The organism is Cyanobacterium sp. uoEpiScrs1 (assembly GCF_947331815.1).
Lineage (GTDB): Bacteria > Cyanobacteriota > Cyanobacteriia > Cyanobacteriales > Microcystaceae > Rippkaea.
Window position 1 is genome coordinate 465,595 of record NZ_OX373462.1, and the last position, 25,498, is coordinate 491,092.

Genomic DNA, 25,498 nt, shown 5'->3' on the forward strand with positions numbered 1-25,498 from the left:
TGAATAATTACAATAAACTTTTACTGTCCTTTCATTGAGTTTGCATGTGTAGTTTTTTATTATAAAATTTAACCTGTCCACCATTTTACTTTAATAGAGATATGAGTTAAGATATAATCTCTTAAGTTTTGATATGGACAAATATGTTTTTTTGAAGTAGCTGACACAGACGATTCATTCTACTATTCTTCTGTAGAAAAATTTTTTGGATATATAAAGGCATAAAAAACTTAAAATTGTACTCTAATGATATATTTATAATTTGATTATGTAAACTAACACTGACACAGTGGTATTCAAGTAAATTATAGTTTTGATTAGTCATTTTTTAACATCAGGAAGAAATAGGTAGTATTAAGCTATTGACTAATAAACCAAAAAAATACTTTTAAAACATTATTATTATATTAAATAATTTAAAAAACAGTCTTTTTAGATTGTTCTATAATAAACAAGTACTTGCCTGAAAAAATACTGGGACAAGTTGGCTATGATGTGTATTTATTACTCTACCATAAGAAGAAAATCACTAGGTAAGCTTATGCTTTTTAAGCAATAATTATTTTTTTTGATAGATAGCTATTTTATTTGAAGCTTAAATCAAATACTAAATTAATCTGTAAAATTTTTATAGAAGTAATTATAATTTATATTTTTTGAACTTATCTGGTTTTCGAACTAAATATTCTAAAAATCAGATGGGTTCAACAACGGTCTATACTTGAAGTGAGTTAGAATCAGAGGCGAAAGCCATAACACTACTACGGGTCAGGCAAAGGGCAAAAGGCTTGGATTTATACGCAAGTTTATCATTTTTAGCCACTCCCTAGTCTTCATGGGTGGTGTTATGTATCCCAGGCAGTGGGACTACTAACAGACAAAACTAATAATTGACCAATGGAGATCAAAGCCGTTCAATCTGCTTACTACGGAGAGATTAATTTCCGAACACCTCCCCCAGATTTAGAATCCTTAATACTAAAAGAACGTATTATTTATCTGGGAATGCCTTTATTTTCTTCCGATGATGTAAAACAACAAGTCGGGATTGATGTTACTCAATTGATTATCGCTCAACTATTGTATTTACAGTTTGATGATCCAGACAAGCCCATTTATTTTTACATTAACTCCACAGGTACTTCTTGGTATACCGGAGACGCTATTGGTTTTGAAACAGAAGCCTTTGCCATTTGCGATACTATGAGTTATGTTAAACCGCCCATCCACACCATTTGTATTGGGCAGGCCATGGGAACGGCAGCGATGATCCTCTCAGCAGGAACTAAAGGTTGTAGAGCAAGTCTTCCTCACTCTACCATTGTTCTCAATCAAAACCGATCAGGAGCTAGGGGCCAAGCTACCGATATACAAATTCGGGCAAAAGAAGTATTATCTAACAAACAAACCATGTTAGAGATTCTCTCTAAGAATACGGGACAACCTATAGAAAAAATCGCTAAGGATACTGACCGCACTTTCTATTTGACTCCTGAAGCCGCTAAAGAATATGGCTTGATTGATCGGGTCTTAGAAAGCTCCAAAGAATTGCCTAAACAATTAACTACTATTTAGTTAATTGTTGTTCACCTTTACCTTTGAATTAATCGCTTATGCCTCTTGGTGTTCCTAGTGTTCCATATCGTCTTCCTGGTAGTCAATACGAACGATGGATTGACATTTACACCCGTTTGAGTCAGGAAAGAATTATTTTTCTCGGTCAGGAAGTGACTGACAGTTTAGCGAATCGTATTGTAGCCTTTTTGTTATACCTCGATTCAGAAGATCCTGGTAAACCAATTTATTTGTATATCAACTCTCCTGGTGGTTCTGTCACTGCAGGAATGGCTATTTACGACACAATGAAGTACATTAAATCTGATGTAATTACTATTTGTGTTGGGTTAGCCGCCTCGATGGGAGCATTTTTATTGGCTTCCGGAACTCCAGGAAAACGTTTAGCTCTTCCCCATGCTCGTATTATGATACACCAACCTATGGGTGGAACAGGAAGACGACAAGCCACAGACATTGAAATTGAAGCTAATGAAATCTTGCGAATTCGCCGTCAACTAAATCAAATTTTAGCAGATGAAACTCAACAAACTCTTGAGAAAATAGAGAAAGATACAGACCGAGATTATTATATGTCGGCAGAAGAGGCTAAAGGATATGGTCTGATTGATAAAGTTATTGATGAGCGTACGGTTTAGTTAATTGGTTACGTTTGTCATTATTCTGTTCCCTCATAATAGCTACTATTTTGGGGGACATCGAGGTTCAAAAATAGTATTTTTTCAATATCTAAGTCAAATTCGGTGAGATTGAATAAGTGTGAAGTAAAAAAGGAGTTAGAAAAATCTATCTACAATGACCTTTAGAATAGGAGTAGAAGCTACGATATCTAAATCTAGAAGGGTAGAAAGTTAAAGAAAATTTAGAGTAGGTAAAATTTTTGGAAACGACAGTTAGGATAGCAATTGCTAGATAAGTTATGTAAGTGAGTAATAAAAAGATACTGGGAACCTCTGAGAAGAGACTATAAAAGAACTAAAAAAAAGAAGATATAAAATATTTACTGAGAAATTATTTTTTATTTTAATAGAGTTTAAAATAACCTAGATTAAACTATCCAATAACACAGCTGTGTCAAATTATTAAATTCTTAAATTTATATCTGTTAATTGTCAATTAATATGTTTTTTATTCCTATTATTCATTATAAATTTTAAAAATAGTTATTGACTCCCTAATTAAACTCAGCTTCTTTTTTTTGCTACAAAAATTATGCAAATCGACAATAATATACTTTTTGTTTTTTTATTTGAATAAAAGTTTATGTTTTAAGTAGTTATTTTAAATATTTTTCACAAATTAATGATTAACAAATTAGGTTTTTAGACTTTAAATATAAATTAATTTATATTTTATCACCGTGATGGCAGCAACCACTTGACTATAAACGTTAACATAACGCTTTTGTTTCTCTAGTTAAGTATCGCAAATTATTTTGTTCTATGTTTTTAGTCACCATTAATACTTTTAGATATAATCCAGTTTTAATCCCTACTATATGGCAAATAAAGTACCATAGTTAAACTACCAAAGTCACAACGCCCACAGGACAGGCCAAAATTTGTATTAAGACCAAACTTTAGGGTTAAAATCAAAACCGAGTTATCATCTGCCCACTGATGTTGTGTGTGTCTGAATTGTACGAGAAAATATGATCTTAAGTCCCAATGGACGGACTGCCATAGTTTAAGGAGAAAACCCTTGTGTTTTGCTTAAAAATGCGATCACGACTCATCAAGTCTGTTTGTCTATCATTTCTTATACTCTCTCTTAGTTGGGGATTATTCGGTTGTAAAGATCGCCTAGAAACATCCCGATCTTTATTAGAATCGCTTCCTGAAGCTATTATTACCAACAAACTGGCAGAAGTAGCTCCTCCATCCATCATCCAAGAATTGGACAATAATCTAGATCAATATCAGCCACAAGTTGACATTGTTAGCCCTGGAAATGATCATGTTTTTTCTAAACCTAGCGTTGTTGTCAAACTAGAGGTGAAGGACTATCCTCTATTCAAAGATCCCAACTTAGGACTTGGTCCTCATCTTCACCTGATTCTTGACAATGAACCTTATCAGGCAATTTACAGTCTCGATGAACCAATTATTTTAGAGAACTTAACTCCAGGAACCCATACACTGCGGGTGTTTGCCTCTAAACCTTGGCATGAAAGCTTTAAAAACGATGGTGCCTATGATCAAACTACATTTTATGTTCTGACCAAAACGGAAAACAACGCTCCAGACATGTCTCTTCCCCTTCTCACATACAGCCGCCCTAGTGGAATTTATGGCGCACAACCAATTATGTTAGATTTTTACTTAACGAATGCCCCGTTACATTTAGTAGCACAAGAAAGTGCCAATGATGAAGTGGCTGACTGGCGTATTAAGGTTACCATTAATGGGGAAAGTTTTTTTGTTGATACATGGAAATCTATTTATCTTCAAGGATTTGAGGAAGGAACAAACTGGCTCCAATTAGAATTTATTGACGAACAAGGAAATATAATTAATAATGCCTTCAATAATACAGTTCGACTCATTACTTATAAGCCTAACGGTCAAGATACTTTATCTAAACTAGTTCGAGGAGAACTCTCAGCTGAACTTGCCCAGTCTATTGTTCATCCTGATTATAAAGCTAAAGTCCCCCCGACCTCTCTAGTAAAAGAAGCTCTCATACACGATATAGAGCCTTATAACAAAGAGATCACACCTTCGGACGAAGAGCCTCCATCAACTTTAGAAAAAATTACGACAATTCCCGACTACCCCGCTGCTATGTCTGAAGCACCGGGAGAGATATCTGAAGTTTCCCCCGGAAAAACTAAGCTATCATACACTCAGGAAACAAACATTGAAGAGGAGAAAACTATTGAAAACAAATCTTTGGACTCTCAAAAAAAAGTCACTCAGACCTCCTCTGATAGGATATTCTCTCTAGAGAGAATGCACCAATGGGGTAACAGTGTCTCAACTTTTTTCGAACAAGTTAATGATTTAATCTCTCAATGGGGTAGCAGTGTCTCAACTTCCTTTAGGCAGGCTAATTACCACATCTCTCAATGGTTGGAAAACCTAATAAATAAAGTAAATTCTTAAAGATTAAATAATCTATCAGGTAATGTAAGAATTAATACTAAAGATTTATAAATTTATCTTTAAATTTTGAGGTCTACCCTAAGGAACTGAATTATGCTGATAGGCGTCTACGGATAATTTGCCCATAAAATTCAGTTGGAGTGAGGTTATCGTGTTTTTTAAACAGTCTCATCTATTAGCAGGGTTAGCAGTGGCTGCCATGTCAGCTTTATCCATTGCTCCTGTGCAAGCAGAACCCACTAACGGCGAAGTTTTGATCAGTCAGTTGCGCGGCCATGAACTAGAAGATCCTATCGAAGTCTATCAACAGGATTGGGTTAAGTTCAAGTTTGAAGACTATGCCATTGGACGTATCAGAGGTGTAACTGGTGATGTAGCTCAAGTTCAAACCATATCTCCTCCCTATGTTCAAATCGGAAATGATGAGGTATGGCGCATCACTACTCGTCTCCCTAAGCGCTGGCCAACTTTGGTTGCAGGCTCTGACGTGATCATGAAAATAGTTGACAACAAATGGGTTATCCTCAGTGAGGATGTAGAGGAATTCGATTTGCTCTATGATTATGCCATGCCTGCATGGGTTTCTCGTCTAGACTTGAGAGAAGTGGCCCTCATTGAAAGGACCGACATTGATTGGGATCGTCCTGACGTCAGCTTACCTCCTTTAGCGCCTAGTAATGCTGTAATCGAACCGGTAGAAACGGCTCCTGTTCGGGGTATGTGGTAAAGATTTGCCCTGACGGAAGTTAGAGTATTTGGTGACAAGAGCACAACATAACTGTACTACAATCAATAGCGTTACTCTATCAAGATAAGATCGGGTAACGTTATTATTTTGTAGACGATACGAGTGTACTTTAAGTTTCCAAGTTTTCTGGAACGAGAAAACCTATAATAGGTTTTCTCGTTCTTCAATCGCTATTCTATGAGCTGGAAACTCTTCATAATTAGCTAAAGTTTTGGCTGTGTGTTTGATATTGTCAAAACCTTCGGGCGTTAAATAAGCTACTGTCGAGCGTTTTAGAAAGTCAAAGACGGATACAGCCGAATAAGACCGGGCAAAGCTTCCTGTTGGTAATACGGCATTAACCCCAATGGCATAAGTAGCCGCCGAAGATGGAGTATGTTTTCCTAATAAGATTTCCCCAGCATTATTAATTTTTCCAAGTAAACTAATGGGATCTGCTACCAGTACTTCTAAATGTTCGGGAGCATAATCATTAATAAACTGAATTGATTCTTCTAAACTCGAAGTTAACAAAATACCGCCATAAGCAGCTAACCCATCTTGACAAAATTCTCTGCGCCATTGAGGTAGTTCTCTGAGATATTTTAAAGCAAATTCCTGTGCTTTTTGGGCAACCATTTCACTATGGGTAACCAATAATGCTGCTGAGTCTGAACCATGTTCAGCCTCAATTAATAAATCCACAGCGGCTAATTGAGGATCAGTAGTTTCATCAGCTAAGATAATACTTTCACTAGGACCTGCAGGAAGTCCCACATCTACTTTACCAGCTAAAATTCGTTTAGCAGCCGCTCCGTAGACGCTGCACGGACCAATAAGTTTATCAACTTTAGGAACATTCTCAGTTCCCAAGGCAATTGCTCCCAAAGCTTGAATTCCACCAAGCTTATAAATATCCTTGACACCAGCCATTTCAGCCACCAATAAAGAAATGGGTTCTATATTTCCCCGTTTATCAGGAGGAGTACAAACTACAATCTTTCCTACCCCTGCTACCATCGCTGGAATAGTCAACATTAACATAATTGAGGGAAACGCTCCACGACCCCTAGGAACATATAATCCTACCCTAGGAATGGGAGTAATTTTTTCTCCAGCAAAAATGCCGTTATCAATTTCAGCTAGATGTATAGATTCTGGCATTTGCCCTTGATGAACAGCTCTAATATTACGAAACGACTGTTCAATAGCAATTTTAACCTCTGGCTCAATTAACCTCTTTGCTTGAGCAAATTCTGCTTCTGTTACCTTAATATTGTCAGCTGATGCTTCGGGATAATCGAACTTACGAGCATATTTAATAACTCCAGCATCTCCAGTTTGAACTATCGCGTCAATTATCTGCCTAGCAATGGGTAGCATTTGATCGACATCAACTTCCGCTCGTCGGTGCAGAGCAGTAAGTTCTTCGGTGCTTAATTGAGCAAGTTTAAGAATTCTGACCATGATCGCTACTCCTAAATGTTGCGTCATCTCTTCATTATAAGCTCTGATTATATCTAGTGCTAAGAGATAATACTGGTCTTTGTTTTATAGAAAATGTAGATAAGTAACAGATTAGGCTATCCGATGTTATCTTGTTTATTTGAGTTTTTAAGACTTAATATTAATAATCTTCTCAACGTTATTATTTATCTTTTGCTAGAAGGATTTTTAAAATTCACACCCTATTTCATTGTAAAATGAATCAATAATTCAAACTATTGATTCATTCTTGTTAGAATAATACTTATATAGTATACACATTATCCGTTAGTAAAAGCCGTAACTAGACTAATATATGGTTGATTTTTTCCAGCTTTGCTTAATAGATATGGGGGGTTAAATTTTAAGTAGCTAGTTAATAACTCTGCCCTTATGGTAATTTTAAAACATTCAATCAATATAAGCTATTTTTTTACTTTTAATTATCATATTATTCGTGTAAATTTTCTTGTTTATACAATAAAAACCTTCTTGCTATCTAATAATAAAAACTGTATTAATTGCCAATTATTTTAAACTTAATACTTTTATTTGTATCATTATTTGCTTAAGCTTTTGAGTGCAATTTTTGATTATTTTTTGTCTATTTTGTTAATGTTATAGATCAATTTAAAATATAGGGTTAATAGGGTTAAGCAGTTTTAAAATTTTACAGAATATAAATAGTATATATTACAAACAATTAATGTCGTGTCCAATATTATTTTTTGCCAAGAAAAATTTAGAATAAGACATAAAAAAGCACAATTAACCAAAAAGTATTTACTACTATCAATAAGCAAGGTTTATATTTTAACTTTAAGTGATTTTAGTACCAAATGTAATATTAACTATGTATTTCTAATACATAGTTAATATTACATTTGGTAAAATAAAAAATAGGTAAAAGTTTTATTTTAGAGAAATAGTTTTCAAAAAGGTTTGTATAACAATCTGTTAATAAAATAAACTAGAATAAATAGAATAATTTCAAATATTCTGTGCAATTAAATAAAAAGAGACAGTGTTTGTAGACTTTGTTCAAGCCAAGTTAATGTAAGTATCGTTTATCATCTATATCCAACTACTTATTATTTGAAGTTAAAGATTAACTTCTAAAGACTGATGAATCCGGATAAAATGAGCTCTGTATTTTTAATTACAGTAGGGATTGTTAGGTTTTATTGGGAAACTTAAGTTAATGCTGTTAGAGTTATGTGGAGCAAATGTTCGTCATGTATGATACATCAAGCCGTGTAATTGACGTTGATATTGAAGTCCACTGTAACTAGGGTTATCAAACTATTCTATAAGTTCATCCTCCTAATTGGCGGGCGGCTTTGTTATTATTAAGTTTACCTGAAGAAGATTAAATCTACGGTGGATCACAACTTTATCAGTTAATTTAATTATTGAAATTTATATGTCTCTATTAGACTGGTTTGCTAACCGAGAAAAATCTGAACCCATTATTCAAAAAACACAAGAACGGGAAATTGCCGATGGATTGTGGACTAAATGTGTTGCCTGTGATGTCCTTACTTATACGAAAGATCTTCAAGCCAATCAACTCGTTTGTGCTGAGTGTGGTCATCATATGCGGGTAAACAGTGATGAACGGATTGCTCAGTTAATTGATGATGAAACCTGGAAACCTCTCAATGAAAATCTAAGACCCACTGATCCCTTAAAGTTCTTTGATCGTAAACCCTATTGTGATCGACTCAAAGATACTCAGGAAAAAACAGGACTAATTGATGCAGTACAAACAGGAACAGGATTAGTCGATGGTTTACCTTTAGCTCTTGGCGTAATGGATTTTCGATTTATGGGAGGAAGTATGGGATCAGTGGTTGGGGAAAAACTTTGTCGTTTGGTTGAGTATGCCACCCAGGAACGATTACCTGTTGTTATTATCTGCGCTTCGGGAGGAGCACGGATGCAAGAGGGAATGTTAAGTTTGATGCAGATGGCAAAAATTTCTGGAGCCTTAGCATTACATCGGGATAAGCAGTTATTATACGTTCCTGTGTTGACCCATCCTACCACTGGAGGTGTGACAGCCAGTTTTGCTATGTTAGGGGATGTTATTCTAGCTGAACCTAAAGCAACTATTGGCTTTGCTGGACGACGAGTTATTGAACAGACCTTACGAGAAAAACTCCCTGAAGGCTTTCAAACCTCAGAATATTTGCTGAAACATGGCTTTGTTGATGCGATTATCCACCGTACTCAATTAAAGAAAGTTTTAGCTCAGTTAATCAGTCTTCATCAGCCTTTTTTCCGTGTTCTTCCTCCCTTAAAAAGGGAAACATTACACCCAGAACCAGAGCTGTTACTAAAAGTTGATGGAAAACAAATTTCCTAGGAAATGAACACAATCTATAAGAACACTCTTCAAAGAAGATGGTAAACTGTTGTATCAGGCACAAATTATCAAGATCAAATGGTCTAGAAAGCATCAAGATCTGGTATTTTTACCGAAAATTGGCAAAATAATTTATTGAGTCAGTATGAAAGTTCTGGTTATTGGCGGCGACGGTTACTGCGGTTGGGCAACCGCATTATATCTTTCCAACAAAGGATATGAGATTGGAATTCTCGATAATTTAAGTCGGCGATATTGGGATAGTAAATTAGGGGTAGATACCTTGACTCCCATTACCCCGATTCAAAAGCGTATCCAACACTGGAAGGATTTGACAGGGAATGGCATTGATCTATTTGTGGGCGACATTACTGATTATGGTTTCCTGAGTAGAACTATACGCCAGTTTGAACCAGAGGCGATCATTCATTTTGGAGAACAGCGATCAGCCCCTTATTCGATGATTGATCGTGAACATGCAGTTTTTACCCAAGTGAACAATGTAGTAGGGACATTAAATATCCTCTACGCAATAAAAGAAGACTTTCCCGAATGTCATCTCGTCAAATTGGGAACTATGGGAGAATATGGAACCCCGAACATCGATATTGAAGAAGGGTATATTACTGTCGAACATAATGGACGCAAGGATACACTACCCTATCCCAAACAGCCTGGTAGTTTCTATCATTTAAGTAAGGTCCACGATAGCCACAATATTCACTTTGCCTGTAAAATTTGGGGCTTAAGGGCGACCGATTTGAATCAAGGGGTGGTTTACGGCGTTCTTACTGATGAGACGGGGATGGATGAGATATTCATTAACCGCCTTGATTACGATGGAGTATTTGGAACAGCGTTGAACCGTTTCTGTATACAAGCAGCTATAGGTCATCCTTTAACCGTTTATGGAAAGGGAGGACAAACCAGAGGGTTTTTGGATATTCGAGACACAGTACGCTGTGTCGAAATTGCAATCTCTAATCCTGCTGATGCTGGTCAGTTTCGAGTCTTTAACCAATTTACTGAATTATTCAGTATTAAAGACTTAGCTTTAATGGTTAAAAAAGCAGGTAGTTCCTTAGGGTTAAATGTAGAGATTAATAACTTAGAAAACCCCAGAGTCGAATTAGAAGAACACTATTTCAACGCTAAAAATACTAATTTACTCGATCTTGGATTGCAACCCCATTACTTATCTGATTCTCTCTTAGATTCTTTGCTGAACTTTGCTCAGAAGTATAAGGGTCGGGTTGATAAAGAACAAATATTGCCCAGGGTATCTTGGCATAGAAAATAAGGGCAATTGATTAAATAAGCACCCATAAGGTAGGCATCGCCCACCTTATGGGGTCATAACATAAATTAAGTTTTCTAAATATACAATGTAATATTTATTCTTATTTGTCTTTAGGTATCTTGATCTACTTTATTTTATAGTCACTTAAGTGAGCTGTTTGTAGTATTATATATTTCTAGAGACTTCGTGACGCAGTCTACAAGAACTTTGATAAAGTTAAGTCGTGGATACTCTCGGTAGGATTTCTAGTAAACGAGAAAATTTGATTTAGTTGTGAAAAGTAGCTTATAAATTTAAGTAATTTTAAGGAAATCTAAAAGAGAAAAGAGTGATCAAGAAACATTAGCTTTATTAATAATGACTGATAACTATAAATTATCTATGAGATGAGAATAAAAAAGCATAAATTGTCTGTACACAAGAAGATAAAAAGTTAAAGAAATTGTATGTTAGATTAACATATCAGAAAATATAACTACAATAACAATTACCAAATACATTTTTCTAAAAATAGAAGAAAGGAACTCATATTATATGATTGATAACAATTATATAATTTTATTAAAAAAACACAATAATTAAATTAACTTTCATCAGAGTATGTAAGATTCTAAAAAGAGCTAGAAAAGGTAGACTTTAACAATTTTGAACACCACATTCTGGGGTACGCTATTTATATTTTTCAAAAATTACACGCCATTTACTCATATTTTTTATTCTCTACCGATTGGAGGCTTATATTTTCATTTCATTGCGATTTATCTCTCCTGTAAGAGTATATTTATAAGATTTAATTACCTGAATATCGTCATTTAAACCTAATCTCCAGGAAATTATAGGATTACCTATTTAGTCTAAAAATGACTATTATCTTTCTTCAATTTCATAATTAAACATTAAACCTGAATAATAAAACATCTCCTTCTTTAACTTCATATTCTTTCCCCTCACTACGAACTAACCCTTTTTCTTTTGCTGCACTCATAGTTCCACTGGCTACTAGGTCATTGTAAGCCACCGTTTCAGCTCGAATAAATCCTTTTTCAAAATCAGTATGAATAACTCCTGCTGCTTGGGGTGCTTTCATCCCAGCGTGAATTGTCCAAGCACGAGTTTCTTGTGGTCCTGTAGTTAAATAAGTTCGTAGTTTTAATAACTCATAGGTGGCTTTGACTAAAGACTGCAATCCACCTTCTGTGACTCCTAATGATTCTAAATAGTCGGCTCTTTCTTCACTAAGGATTTCTACTAATTCCGATTCTACCTGAGCAGAAACAATGACAACTTTTGCATTTTGCTCTTGTGCTTTTTTTTCAACCTGCTTAACCCAGTCATTCCCCATTGCTAGATCCTCCTCTGAAACATTGGCAGCGTAAATAATTGGCTTTTTTGTTAATAATCCCAAAGATTTAATTAACTCTTCCTCTTCTTCTGTTAAGTCGACGTGACGTGCTCCAATTGATTCATTAAGTGCGGCAATAATTTTCTCTAAGACAGGTATTTCTTCGTGTCCCTCTTTCTTCCCTTTAACTTGTTTTCGAACTCGTTCTAAGCGCTTTTCTGTTTGATATAAGTCTGCTAAAGCTAGTTCTAAGTTAATGACTTCAATATCTCTAGTAGGCTCAACTGAGCCAGATACATGGATAATATCGTTATCATCAAAACAACGAACTACATGAACAATAGCATCTACTTCTCTTATATTAGCTAGGAATTGGTTTCCTAAACCTTCCCCTTTACTCGCACCTTTTACCAAACCGGCAATATCTACAAATTCAATTCGGGTAGGGACAATTTTTTCAGAGTTAGATAACTTTCCTAGTACTTCCAAACGTTCATCAGGAACCGCGACGACTCCTATATTCGGTTCGATAGTACAAAAAGGGAAATTAGCTGCATCTGCTTTAGCATTAGCGACTAAGGCGTTAAATAGAGTTGACTTACCAACATTCGGAAGTCCTACAATTCCAGCTTTTAACATAAATTAATTACTAATCTAAAATAATCTCTTGAACGATTATATCTGCTTATAACAGAAAAAACGATCATAACGATCATTATGATGTTCATCGGTTGTTATTTCTTGTTTGTAAATAACAACCGATGAATTGATAATATTAATAGTTTATTTAAATACCAAATAAACTATTAGGATTTTTTGGAAACCAATAAAAGTAAATTAAGAGCTTATTGAAACAATTTTAGAAGCATTGAATCATAGTTAGTTATTAAAAAAATATTTTCTATAGATCACAAAGAATAATTTATTAATTTTGTTTAAAATATTCTGGCTTGTCATTGAAATAAATATTTTTTAAAAAAATACAAATTATTATGTGAGTTAATATAAAATATTTTGTAAATGGCATTGAATTAAATCTGGGGAGTTTTAACTACTTTGTCACTACTTAAAGTATAGAAAAAATCGAAAATATTTTCTATAATAGATTGGATTAAGTTTTATTATTCAGACAATGCTTAAACAGATAAATTTATATCAATTAGTATAATAAAACAAAAATAATTAAATTCATATGAAGTATACATTTTATACAGCTGATGTGTTTACTGATCAAATCTTTGGGGGGAATCAGTTAGCTGTTTTTCCAAATTCTCAAGGATTAACGACTAAACAAATGCAAAAAATTGCTGCTGAATTCAAATTTTCAGAAACAGTCTTTGTTTTTCCTCCCCAAACTACCCAAGGAACAAGAAATTTAAGGATTTTTACTCCTGTAACTGAACTTCATTTTGCTGGTCATCCGACGATAGGAGCTGCCTATATTTTAAGCTTAATTGGAGATATCTCTATTTTTGAAGAAAAGCAGACTATTTTCTTCGAAGAAACAATAGGATTAGTCCCAGTTTCAATTACAATTGAAAAAGGAAAACCAGTTTATGTAGAATTAAAGGCTATCCAATCTCCAGTATTTAACAATAATTCTCCCTCAGCGTTAGAATTAGCATCAATTTTAGGATTAAAAATCACTGATTTTAGAAGCGATAAATTTTTTGTCCAAGGAGTCTCTTGTGGAGTTCCTTTTTTATTTGTTCCCCTTCATAACCGAGAAGCATTAGGAAATATTCAATTTAACCATGAGTGTTGGAAACATATTTTAGCGAATCATTGGGCGCCCTCTATCTACGTTTTTTGTTTTGAGCCTGAAAGGGAAGAGTCAGATCTACGAGCACGCATGTTTGCTCCTTCCATGGGAATTTTGGAAGATCCCGCCACCGGATCGGCAGCAATAGCTCTAGGAAACTATTTGACTATACAAGAGGAGATTTCCGATGCAACCTTTAATTGGACAGTTGAACAGGGTTTTGAGATGGGTAGACCGAGTATCTTGAAGATAATTGCAAAAAAAAAACGAGGGAAAGTCAGAGAGATTTGGGTTGGGGGATCGTCAGTATTAGTCAGTGAAGGCTCAATGGAGATTCCCGAGCTCTAAAGTATGATTTGAGAGTAAATAATATTTTCTCTTCGAAATCACAGCTAAATACGTGATAATCTCATATAGGCAATTAGACAACACTCAAAATGCATTGAATAAAACGGTTTCCAAATTAAACATTAAGTCAAGATATATCAAGTTGATGTAATTTTTAGTATTATCGAAGGAATAGGAAACATATTTTAACTTTATTTTTTTTAAAAATACCAATAACTATTAGTATTTTACTCCTTAATAAATAAAAAATAATTTGTATTTTTTATATACACATAATATTTTTTTTTAGATAGAAAAATGCAAATTAATACATCAACTTGATTTTTACAAACTTTATAAAGTAGATATACTATTTCTTAGTATAATTTTTATCTCTTTATAAGATCTTATCTCAAACTAGAATAATTATTTTTGTGGTTTATTGATATATCCCGTATGATTTATATCCGATACTAATTGTAGATCTACAATTAGTATTATTGTTATGAGAATAAAAATTATTGACATGGTAAGTTTTTACCATCATCAACATATGATATTCTTATAGTTTCTTTTTTTATTTTCAACTTTTCGATTAACGGTTTTATGCGTTTTTATATGTTGTATATAAGTAATTTTATTAAGATAAACTTTAGACAGAGAACATAAAAAATAATACCTATTTAATTTAACATCTGAATAAATAATATACAAAATGATTCAGAAAAAAAGATGTTGTTAACCAGATTAATATAGGATTATCCTGGTCATAAATCCCGGTTTTCTTTGATCGAGAGTATCATCCAGTATCAAAAGTTAATATTTTGATACTGGATGATACTGCAAAAAATAAGGTTTAAAATTGAACTTAGAGTGCCATTGATTTAACAATTTTATCTTATGTCAGATCAGCCAATATCGATCGCTACTCATTATCACGAACGGACTAAATACCATCCTGAAACTATCACCATTAAAAATAAAGAACTAGATTGGTCAAAACAACCCTCAGTTTTTAAACAATATAAGGTCGGTAAAACTTATGACCTTACCACTTATTTATCAAAAAAATTCCCCCAAGATAAACTCACTAAACAATGGCGGCGTTTATCTCGTTTACTAGCTTGTAGTTATGGTTTGACAGCTAGACTTGTTATCATGGGGACCCCTTTATATTTAAGAACCGCCCCCTCAGCTGGAGGACTATACCCGGCGGAAGTCTATCTAATTTCCCAGGGGACTTCTTTACTGCCCTCAGGTTTATATCATTATCAATCTAAAACACACTCCCTTATTCACTTTTGGGAAAGTGATGTTTGGTCTGATTTGAAAGAGGCTTGTTTTGAGGATATAACATTACAAGAGGCCCAACTAGCTATCATTACAACAGCGATTTTTGAGCGTTCAGCTTGGCGATATGAAGATCGAGCCTATCGTAGAATAATGATAGATATAGGGCATTTATTAGGTAATATTGAATTGAGCTGTGCCATCAATCAATATCGTCCTCATTTAATTGGAGGATTTGTAGATAAGATGATAAATGAGATGTTGTATCTTGATCCTGATCAAGAGGCTGCCATTACAGTCATTTCCCTTCAAGATATATCTAACAATAATCAAATTTTATTTAATCCTCCAAAAATAACCAGTTTTCCATCAGAAATTCATACTGATTATCCGCCTATTGAAGATGGGGAATTACTTTCTTATTTCCACCAAGCAACTGAAATTAGAGACCTAGAATCATCTCCATCTTCAACTCTCACCTCAGATCCATCAAATTTAAAAGATAAATATAATTTTCCGTTTTGTTTGAAAATTACTACTAAAACATCACCCATTGACTGGAATAAAGATCTGATTAACTTAGAAAATACCATTTTAAGACGGCGATCTACTCGCGCATATACAGGAGAAAATATAACTTTAGATGAACTTAAGTCTCTACTCAATTTTACCTATCAATCTCAAGACTATAAACAAACAAATTTAGATCCCAATCCTGATTATTTTAATTTGGAGTTGATAGAAACGTTTGTCGCTGTTTCTGGAGTTACAGGCTTGGAAGAGGGATGTTACTATTATGCGCCACAAGCGCAAGAATTAAGACAAATTCGTTTTAAAAACTTTCGAAGTGAACTCCACTATTTATGTCTAGGACAAGACCTAGGACGGGATGCAGGGGCTTTAATTTTTCATACAGCTGATCTTCAAAAAGCTGTTGCCAAATATGGTGATCGTGCTTATCGTTATTTACATTTAGATGCCGGACATCTTGGACAACGGCTGAATTTAGCTGCTATTTATCTAAATCTAGGGGTAAGTGGAATAGGAGGATTTTTTGATGATCACGTCAATGACATCTTAAGCATCCCCCTTGAAGAAGCAGTTCTTTATATTACTACTTTGGGACGAGCACAATAGAACAACTAATCTTGAAAGAAAAAGTATATGTAAATTGAGATAATTTCTCTCCCATTTTCTTGTTTCTACCTCAACTACAAATTAGAGATTTAGACTGTGAACGGTATATACTTCACTAGCAAATATAGATAAAGCTATTACTTATTTGATTTGATTGATATACTTTCATTCTTATTTATTTAATGAAAATTTATATTATATTTTTTAAAATATAAACTTTGTGTGTGTAATATAAAAGGTTAAATAGTGATAGTAATTGAAGGCTAATAAATAAAAAACTAAATAATTGACAATTAACAATTAACAAAAAATATAATCAGACAAAAATATTAACCTTCCTATTGCAATTAGTCTATAAAAATTAAATCAACTTAATCTTCAGACAAAAGTTTGGCTAATAAAATGTATAATTTATGATCGTTACACAAAACATATTAATTTTTTAATCTTTCACTATTTTGATAATATAGTGAAATTGTTTCAGCAATCTATACATTGAAATTAATGATTAACTCATCTTTATTAAGAAGTAAAATAACTAATTTTTCTGTATTTTATTTTTAATAAAGAGTACAGCTTAAAAAAGCAACATAATTTAAAAAAGTGCAAGAGTACTAAAGTTGAGTTAAAAAATTTACCAAGCAAACTCAACATTAAAATTTAGATACATCAGACGATGATAATTATGGACGAAGTAAATATAGTACATTTTAACGTTACTGAATAACAATACCAATAGATATAGATTTTAATTCATGTAAAATAAAGATATTTGGTGATTTTTAACTAAAATTTTACATTTTAGTTAAAAATACTTAACCTTAGGCAATTAAACTTTCTATCTTCACTTTAAATATTCGCCGATTATTGAGTAATATAAACGGTTAATTACCCACAAATATAAATATATTAAAAACAGACAGGTACATACAATTTTTTTGTAAAATAGTACAAGCGCAGTATTATAAATATATCATTAACGCGGCTAATTATTGTTTGAAAACTCATAAAAAATATGCTATTACTGTTGCTATGGCAATTACTGTTCAATAAGTGACGGGCAGTTGCTTCAAACAAATCTAAATATGAGGAATAATGTGACAGTAAATCCTTTTATTTTATCAATTTTAATGTATTTGTCAATAAGCAGTGAGCCCTTGTTAAGTACTTTTGTTGACAAAAAAATATTAGACTCTCTTCTCATGTTAATTCCGCAAATAACAATCAATAATATTGATAAATCAAATAAGATGACAGTTCAATTATACGAAAATAATTTTCATCAACTTGAATTAAAAAAACAGTTTAAAAATGTAATTAATTCGGTAAGCAATTATAATTTATCTGAATTAAAAATAGAAGAAATCATGCAAAAAGTTGCAGAACAATTTATTGGATCAACTTATAAAGCAGATTTGTTAGAAATATTTACGAAAGAAAAATTATTTGTTTCATTCGAAAAATTTGATTGTGTTTTGTTTGTGGAAACTGTTTTAGCTATTGCCCGTAATATCATTATAAATGATAAGAGATATCTAACTTTTACTAAGCATCTTCAAGAACAACGTTATATTAATGGTTTAATAAATGGATATTGCAGTAGACTACATTATTTTTCTGATTGGATCAATGATAACCAAAAACGAGGTAATGTGAAAGATATTACAGCAGAATTAGGAGGAATTAACTTCAATAAGAAGATTTACTTTATGAGTAAAAACCGAAAACTTTATCCTAATTTAGCGAATAATGAAATTAACTATCAATGTATTTTAGAAAGAGAAAACAAAATCAATAAATTAGTATTAAAATATATACCTAATAATAAAATAAAGCAAATTTATCCTAAACTAAAACCAGGAGATATTATTAGTATTGCTACTGATATTGATGGTTTAGATGTTACTCATGCTGGTTTAGTTTATAAAACTATAGAGAGAAATATTGGTTTTATTCATGCTTCTCCTGTTGGAGAAGTTACCATAGCTAGGGATTTAGAAAAATATGTAATAAATGTCAAAAAATCTGTCGGAATTATAGTAGCTAGACCTATTGATATTCGATTAAGAAATAACAAAAAAATATAAATAACTACATAGGTAGAGAATATTTGAATACTTTTATAAATACTTAAGAAATCTATCGTATTTACCAAACCTAGTTGTTAAAAAAATAGCAAAATTATACTTTGCAATTAAATAATACTATTGTTGATTAACATCGCTAACAATTTGTATCAAAAAGTAATTAATAGGAACTAAACTTTAACTTTATAGTTTATGTCGTATAAGGCTATTCTTTCTTCTGCTTTTTTAAATGAATTAGAAGTAGTAACACTAAATGAAAGAAGAAATAAAAAACCCACACTACGAGTGTAATGCAGGAGATTCTCTGATGGCTATTAAATTAGGATATTAATATCTAAAATGACTAGGCTTCATCGTAGGCTTCAATATCGAGTAGATATAGATAAGGTTCAGCCAATTCTTGGCATTGAAAAGCAATCGCTCTCAGTAAATGCCAATCATTTAGGGCATCAAAGGGATTACTATAATCATCCTGTTCTAACCGCTTAGCTAAACCCGCGACCTCCTCTTTCGTTAACGCCGAAATGTCTGACTGCCTTGCACTTAAAACTGTCATTCCGCACCTCCTGATCAATCCGCACTATGAATTTTATAGCAGTCGAAGTGTAGGCCAGGATAAACCCTGTATTCTAAGCTCTAATAACAAGTAGAATTTCACTTGTGAACTTGGTATAGAAGTCTAAATGATCCTCGGCTCTGATAACTTTTGCTATGCGTTCCCCATTATTCTACTGTGATATGAGAAATCTTCCCATAAATCCAATTCAGAAATTTTGATGCCTTGATTAAGGTAATACCTAATTTTTTCTTAGGGTCCTTATTCTAATAGGGTTTCAGGAATTTATAGAAATTAACTTTCGCTTAAGGTACTAGCAAATATTTAAATAATTTTTAATTACTATTATTAGATAATTGATAGTGTATAGCTAACTAATTTCAAATTCTAAATAATAAATATTTAGAACTTAAAGTAGAATATAACTTGTCTAATCCTACAAAAAATAATAACAAGATTTTATATAGAATAAAAAACTTATTAAAAGTACTTAGAGTAGCTTATATTAACAATACAATAATAAATCCATTCTAAAAAACATAAGAAATTAATATTTAATAAATATCTTATCCACAAATTTTTATGTTAATGATAAAAAATCTTAGATCAATTTAAATAAAAATCATCTATTTTGTAACAAAATTATAAAGTAGATAATGTTTTGCAAATAAAAACTATTTTATTTACTGTAATTAAACTATCAAGCAACTTCAATATTTTAATGAATAAACTATGAAATAGTGGACTCTCATATAGAATATAGGATCATCTAATATAGATCTTAAATAAACTTAACCTTATAAGTATATCTAAAAATAGATTAAAGTTACTTAAAAAAGAAATAATATATGCTGAGATATTCAAAGGCAATATCAAAAATATAGCTAAAATCGATAAAGTTAATTAATAAGTAATACAAGTAATTATTAAATATACAAATAAATAGTTCTAACCAAAAAAATAGATATTAAAATGATTAGTAATCAGTATAATCACTGTAATTTACAAATAGATAAGTTGTTATATAATAACAGTACATTTAGATAAAAGAGTGAGCTCAAAAATATAAAAATATACAAATTAATAGTAAAACAACTATAATCTTAGAAGAAGAACATGCCTAAGATAAAGATACGAGTTTTTTTTGCAAAATATTTTTCTTATTAAGATAATTATAGATATTATCCTGGCAAAAAAATTAAAAATGTAAACGAATATTTACTGGTTTAAGCTGTTGTTTTAGTTAATTTAATTTCTTCTTTAACACACGCAGAACTATGTGAAGACTTAGAAAAACTTAAAATATTAATTGGTAAATACTATGAACGTTATATCATTGTTCTATTTCTTATAACAATTATTAGTGATTGCATCACCTAACTGATTAACAAAATTTACTAATTAAAGCCAATATAAAAATAGTAAACATTAGTATGTTGTGGAACTAGATTTGATACAAAGTTTATTCTAGATTAATTAACATAAGTATAATCAATCTAGTAAAAATAAGTATATAAGAAAAATTGGCTATGCCAGTTAGCAATAAAACTAAAAACTAAACTATAGACTAGCTTACTTCAAAAATATTGGTTCAATAGAATAAAAGCAATTACCTGTTTTAATTTAATTATTAGTTTTAATGGCAAATATATTATTAATAACTTCCTCTACAACAATATCAGGAGTAGATGCTCCAGAAGTAATACCAATTTTAACATGATCATCTTGAAGCCAGTTTTTTTCTAGTTTTAAATCTTTACCTAAAGGTTTATGTTCGATGCTATTATCTAATTTGATACAAGTGGCATCGTCAATATGATATGACGGAATTTGTCGTCCAATAGCAATTTCTTGCAAATGAGTGGTATTAGAGGAATTAAATCCTCCAATAACTACCATTAAATCTAAATTATGTTTAACTAATTCTAGCATAGCATCTTGACGTTCTTGGGTGGCATCACAGATTGTATTAAAACTCATAAAATAGTCACGCAAATTCGCTTTTCCATATTTTTTGATAATTGTCTCTTCAAATATTTGACTAATTTGTTCTGTTTCACTTTTCAACATAGTTGTTTGATTAGCAATCCCCAACTTTTCTAAATCGGAATCAGGATTAAATCCTGCTGAATGGGCATTCTTGAATTTATCCAAAAATTCTTTTTTGTTTCCTCCATTCAAGATATAGTTGCAGACGTAGTTAGCTTGTTCTAAATTTAAGATAACTAAATAATCACCGGCAAATGAACTGGTAGCAACAGTCTCTTCGTGAAGATATTTGCCATGGATAATGGAGGTGTAATTGCGTTTTTTGTGTTTTTCTACGGAATTCCAAACCTTAGAAACCCAAGGACAAGTAGTATCTACAATTGTACAACCTTTATTATTTAAAAGTTCTATTTCACTGATACTTGCTCCAAAAGCTGGCAAAATAACGACATCTCCTTGTTTAACTGCAGAAAAGTCTTTATCGTTATTTACCACTTCGATAAAATCTACATCCATTTCCAAAAGTTGTCGATTAACAGAAGGATTATGAATAATTTCGTTGGTAATCCAAATAGATTTATTTGGAAAATGTTTACGGGTTTCGTAAGCCATCGCAACAGCTCGTTCAACCCCCCAACAAAATCCAAATGCTTTTGCTAGGTGAATCGTCACTTTTCCATTTTGCCATTGATAGTTGTTTTGACGCATTCGTTGAATCAGAGAACTTTGATACTCCATATTCATAGTCTGCATAATTTCGTACTCATAGCCAAATCCTTTGCGATGGTAATGTGCGGACTGTTGCAATGAACGTTTAAATTTTTTAGTATCCATCAGACTTAATCTAGATATTGTAATAGAAAGTATAGTCTTAGTTTGAGTGAGCACTCGTATGATAGCTTTATTCTTTCCTATAAAAAATATCAATTGCTCCAACAAATCTAATACGAATGATAGTATCCATTGTTTTAGTTTTTAACTAGTTAATTAGTGAGCAATATTAACAGTTTAAAGAAAATTATGGCGCGGATTAAACATTTCTATTTCACGAATTTTTTGATATAACTCAAACTCTTTTTCATTAATTTCTAAGGGAATAGCAATATGAATTTCTACTAATTGGTCTCCTCGACCACCATTGCCGTCAGGATATCCTTTATTAGCCAAACGCAACCTTTGACCTGGACGAACTCCTTCAGGAATAGTCATCTTCACCAACCCATCAATTGTGGGAATTTCGATAGTTTCCCCTAGAATAGCTTCACTAGGAGTAACGGGGATACGACAAAAAATATCCGTTCCTTGTAACTCAAAATATGGATGAGTTGCTAGGGAAATTTTTAAATAAAGATCTCCTCCGTCAAGCCCCTGTCCTTTGAGACGAATTTTTTGTCCATTAATCATTCCGGAGGGCATTTCTACTTCTAATGATCGCCCATCTTCAAGGCGAATGCGTTCACGTCCGCCTTGATAAGCCCTTTCTAGGGGTAGATTTAACTTAGCCTCTACATCCCGTCTTCCTAAAGGAGAAGAGTTAACGATTTTTATCCTTTTGCTGTTTCCTGGGCTAAAATTTTTAAACTTCCAGAAGTCGGAGTCTTGACGATAAGAATTGTTACTACCAATACCATTGCGGAAAATCGTATCTCGTCCACGACTAGGACGACGTTTACCAAAGAATTGTGAATCGTATTCAGCACGTTTTGTCTGATCCGAGAGAATATTATAGGCTTCATTAATATCTTTAAATTTCTCCTCAGCCATCTTATCCCCTGGATTAACATCAGGATGGTACTGTCGTGCCAATCTCCGAAAAGATTTCTTCATCTCCTCACTAGTAGCGTTTTTTGAGACTCCTAGAATGGCATAATGGTTGCGGACTTGCTGCATATAATTAGTTATCTAAATATATAGTAGACATTGAATGGTTAGGTTCAAAAAACTTAGTAGTAAATAACTTATTAACTACCTTAGAACCAATCATCGTCCTCTTCATCCCAATTATTCTCGGCAGGAATAAGACGAGATTTATCGCGAGAGTAATACCTTTCAGACTCAGTTCCAGGATACCGTTTGTCTGATGTAGATGACTTACGACTCGACTGGGAACGATAGGAACGATTGTCCCCCCAATTTTCATAATCGTCATAGTTATCGTAGCGGGGTGATCGATAGTCTTGAGGTTCCTCATACTCATAAGGGGAGGAAGCATAATCATCACGATAGGTGCTTCGACGACGGGTAGTATAGGAGAGATCGTCTTCAGATTTTCCCGTTAACGTCTTGCGAATAGAATTAAAAAAGCCCTCATCCTCCTCGTCATATTGTAGACGAACTTCTCGGTTAAGTTCGTAGAGTACGTCTTGCAGATCAGCTTGAGCGAGATCGAGACGACGTTCATCGTCTTTATCAAGACTATCCTTAATTTCAGTATTTAAAGACTCAATTTGACGACGATAAGAACTGGTAAACTGAGTTCCAAAATCAAGAGTAACTTCCTTAAGTCGCCGTAAGGCTTGATCCGTTAGAGCTTGAGCTCGGTTGCGTTTTTCTACTCGCTCTCTTCGTTGGCGATCACCCTCAGCAAATTTGGCGGCTTCTTGAATCATTCTATTGACTTCCACGTCATCTAGGGTAGAAGTTCCTTGAACGGTAATGGTTTGCTCCCGTCCTGTAGTACGATCACGGGCCATCACCTGCAAAATTCCATTAGCATCAATATCAAACGCCACTTGAATTTGGGGAATTCCTCTAGCGGCTGGCGGAATTCCGCTTAATTTAAACCGTCCTAAAGATTTATTATCCTTCGCCATTTCCCGTTCTCCTTGAACCACATGAATTTCCACCATAGTCTGATTATTTTCTCCAGTAGAAAAGGTGTCCGAACGTCTAACTGGAATTGTCGTGTTACGGGGGATTAATTTTTTGGTAACACCTCCAATAGTTTCTAACCCCAAAGATAAAGGAGTAACATCAAGTAGTAATATGTTCTTAACTTGCCCCTCCAAAATACCTGATTGAATAGCAGCTCCTACTGCCACCACTTCATCAGGGTTAACATTTTCGTTAGGTTCTTTATCAATAAAACTTCGTATCAACTCTTTGATCATAGGCATTCTGGTTGCTCCCCCGACAAGTACAACCTCATCGATTTGAGCAGAGGTTAACTGTGCATCATTGAGAGCACGTTTGATAGGACGACGGAGGCGACTCACTAAATCTCCACAAAGATCTTCAAATTCGGGGCGAGTTAAACGGGTTTCAATGTGTTTTGGACCATCTTCAGTGGCAGTGATGAAAGGAAGATTAATGTCAGTTATACTAACCCCTGATAATTCAATTTTGGCCTTTTCTGCAGCCTCGGTTAGGCGTTGCAATGCCTGTCTATCCTTGCAGAGGTCTACTCCTTCTTGTTCAATAAACTTTTTAGCTAACCAATCAACAATACGTCTATCAAAGTCATTGCCTCCTAATTGGGTATCTCCACTAGTTGCTCTAACTTCGAGGACTCCATCCCCCACTTCGAGGATAGAAACATCAAAGGTTCCTCCTCCCAAGTCGAAGACTAATATTTTTTGTGAGCGCTGTTTATCCAACCCATAAGCTAAAGAAGCCGCCGTTGGTTCATTGAGAATACGATGAACTTCTAAGCCGGCAATGCGCCCAGCATTTTTAGTAGCTTGACGTTGGGAGTCATTAAAATAAGCGGGAACAGTAATTACGGCTCCTGTGATTGGCTCTCCCAAATAACGTTCAGCTTCCCCTACTAATTTTCGTAGAATCATCGCGGAGACTTCTTCGGGGGCAAATTCTTTTTTAAGGCGAGGACAACGAATTTTAATATTATCGTTGTCATCTCGACGAACAGTATAGGGAACTTGTTTCGATTCTGGTTCAAGCTCTTCATACCGACGACCCATAAACCTTTTCACCCCAAAAAATGTATTTTGAGGGTTGAGAACAGCCTGTCTTCTAGCCAATTGCCCAACTACTAATTCTCCATCTTTATTAAAACCTACTACTGAAGGGGTTGTCCGCATCCCTTCTGAACTGGCTATCACTACTGGTTTTCCGCCCTCCATGACGGCTACCACAGAGTTAGTTGTCCCCAGGTCAATGCCGACTACTTTTCCCATGCCTCTGTTTTTCTCCAGCTACTCCAATTAAATCTTGAGTCTTTATTTTTTTGAAAGATTACCGCGTACGCTGAAAGCGTGCCACCGGCCACCATGCCTCACTGAGAATATTCTATCTCAATGTTGTGAGAGGTCTTCCATATAAACTCTTTATGCAGTTTAACGGAATCGGTAACGGTTAACGCGTAATATTCTCAAAAGCTTTTTTGAGAAGTAAAAGATCTATATAAAATTTCGCAGACCTAGACATAAATGTCTAGTAATTATTCCCATAGCCTTAATAGTTTGAATAGTCTTAGTTTTTAATTATGAA

At 33.5% G+C, this 25,498-nt stretch carries 15 protein-coding genes; 9 read left to right on the forward strand and 6 right to left on the reverse strand.

Annotated elements, in window-relative coordinates:
* Positions 1-897 precede the first annotated feature (897 nt).
* The 4 genes from OXU93_RS01690 (at position 898) to OXU93_RS01705 (ending at position 5,406) form a co-directional block, all read left to right on the forward strand.
* Positions 898-1,575 carry an ATP-dependent Clp protease proteolytic subunit gene (locus OXU93_RS01690; protein WP_267384110.1) on the forward strand — a complete coding sequence of 226 codons (678 nt, stop codon included), beginning with the start codon at positions 898-900 and terminating at the stop codon, positions 1,573-1,575.
* Positions 1,576-1,613: 38 nt separating this feature from the next.
* The gene (locus OXU93_RS01695; RefSeq protein WP_267384111.1) at positions 1,614-2,213 is read left to right on the forward strand and encodes an ATP-dependent Clp protease proteolytic subunit; all 600 of its coding nucleotides are present in this window, start codon (positions 1,614-1,616) and stop codon (positions 2,211-2,213) included.
* Between the two features lie 1,065 nt (positions 2,214-3,278).
* On the forward strand, positions 3,279-4,679 hold the full coding sequence (locus tag OXU93_RS01700) for a hypothetical protein (protein ID WP_267384112.1): 1,401 nt from the start codon (positions 3,279-3,281) through the stop codon (positions 4,677-4,679).
* A gap of 151 nt (positions 4,680-4,830) precedes the next feature.
* Positions 4,831-5,406, forward strand: a complete 576-nt coding sequence (locus tag OXU93_RS01705; RefSeq protein WP_267384113.1) for a hypothetical protein — start codon at positions 4,831-4,833, stop codon at positions 5,404-5,406.
* Between the two features lie 162 nt (positions 5,407-5,568).
* Here the strand turns inward: OXU93_RS01705 and hisD are convergent, their stop codons facing one another.
* Positions 5,569-6,873, reverse strand: coding sequence for a histidinol dehydrogenase (gene hisD / locus OXU93_RS01710; protein ID WP_267384740.1), 1,305 nt, complete (start codon positions 6,871-6,873; stop codon positions 5,569-5,571).
* Positions 6,874-8,314: 1,441 nt separating this feature from the next.
* Between hisD and accD the strand changes: the two genes are divergently transcribed.
* On the forward strand, positions 8,315-9,259 hold the full coding sequence (gene accD / locus OXU93_RS01715; RefSeq protein ID WP_267384114.1) for an acetyl-CoA carboxylase, carboxyltransferase subunit beta: 945 nt from the start codon (positions 8,315-8,317) through the stop codon (positions 9,257-9,259).
* Between the two features lie 145 nt (positions 9,260-9,404).
* Complete coding sequence (locus OXU93_RS01720) at positions 9,405-10,559, forward strand: NAD-dependent epimerase/dehydratase family protein (RefSeq protein ID WP_267384115.1); 1,155 nt, start codon at positions 9,405-9,407, stop codon at positions 10,557-10,559.
* A gap of 889 nt (positions 10,560-11,448) precedes the next feature.
* Here OXU93_RS01720 and ychF read toward each other — a convergent pair.
* Complete coding sequence (ychF, locus tag OXU93_RS01725) at positions 11,449-12,540, reverse strand: redox-regulated ATPase YchF (RefSeq protein WP_267384116.1); 1,092 nt, start codon at positions 12,538-12,540, stop codon at positions 11,449-11,451.
* Positions 12,541-13,093: 553 nt separating this feature from the next.
* On the opposite strand from ychF, the gene OXU93_RS01730 reads away from it, so the two are divergent.
* The 3 genes from OXU93_RS01730 to OXU93_RS01740 all read left to right on the forward strand — a co-directional run bounded on the left by OXU93_RS01730 (position 13,094) and on the right by OXU93_RS01740 (position 18,504).
* The gene (locus OXU93_RS01730; protein WP_267384117.1) at positions 13,094-14,011 is read left to right on the forward strand and encodes a PhzF family phenazine biosynthesis protein; all 918 of its coding nucleotides are present in this window, start codon (positions 13,094-13,096) and stop codon (positions 14,009-14,011) included.
* Between the two features lie 879 nt (positions 14,012-14,890).
* Positions 14,891-16,417, forward strand: a complete 1,527-nt coding sequence (locus OXU93_RS01735) for a SagB/ThcOx family dehydrogenase (RefSeq protein WP_267384118.1) — start codon at positions 14,891-14,893, stop codon at positions 16,415-16,417.
* A 1,097-nt stretch (positions 16,418-17,514) separates the two neighbouring features.
* On the forward strand, positions 17,515-18,504 hold the full coding sequence (locus OXU93_RS01740; RefSeq protein WP_267384119.1) for an N-acetylmuramoyl-L-alanine amidase-like domain-containing protein: 990 nt from the start codon (positions 17,515-17,517) through the stop codon (positions 18,502-18,504).
* A 343-nt stretch (positions 18,505-18,847) separates the two neighbouring features.
* On the opposite strand, the gene OXU93_RS01745 is transcribed toward OXU93_RS01740, so the two are convergent.
* The 4 genes from OXU93_RS01745 to dnaK form a co-directional block, all read right to left on the reverse strand.
* Positions 18,848-19,060 carry a DUF2555 domain-containing protein gene (locus OXU93_RS01745; protein ID WP_267384120.1) on the reverse strand — a complete coding sequence of 71 codons (213 nt, stop codon included), beginning with the start codon at positions 19,058-19,060 and terminating at the stop codon, positions 18,848-18,850.
* Positions 19,061-20,683: 1,623 nt separating this feature from the next.
* On the reverse strand, positions 20,684-21,883 hold the full coding sequence (locus OXU93_RS01750; RefSeq protein WP_267384121.1) for a 4-hydroxy-3-methylbut-2-enyl diphosphate reductase: 1,200 nt from the start codon (positions 21,881-21,883) through the stop codon (positions 20,684-20,686).
* A 174-nt stretch (positions 21,884-22,057) separates the two neighbouring features.
* On the reverse strand, positions 22,058-22,939 hold the full coding sequence (locus tag OXU93_RS01755; RefSeq protein WP_267384122.1) for a J domain-containing protein: 882 nt from the start codon (positions 22,937-22,939) through the stop codon (positions 22,058-22,060).
* A gap of 80 nt (positions 22,940-23,019) precedes the next feature.
* Positions 23,020-25,185 (reverse strand): molecular chaperone DnaK, encoded by a 2,166-nt coding sequence (gene dnaK, locus OXU93_RS01760; RefSeq protein WP_267384123.1) that lies wholly within the window; start codon positions 25,183-25,185, stop codon positions 23,020-23,022.
* Positions 25,186-25,498: the final 313 nt, after the last annotated feature.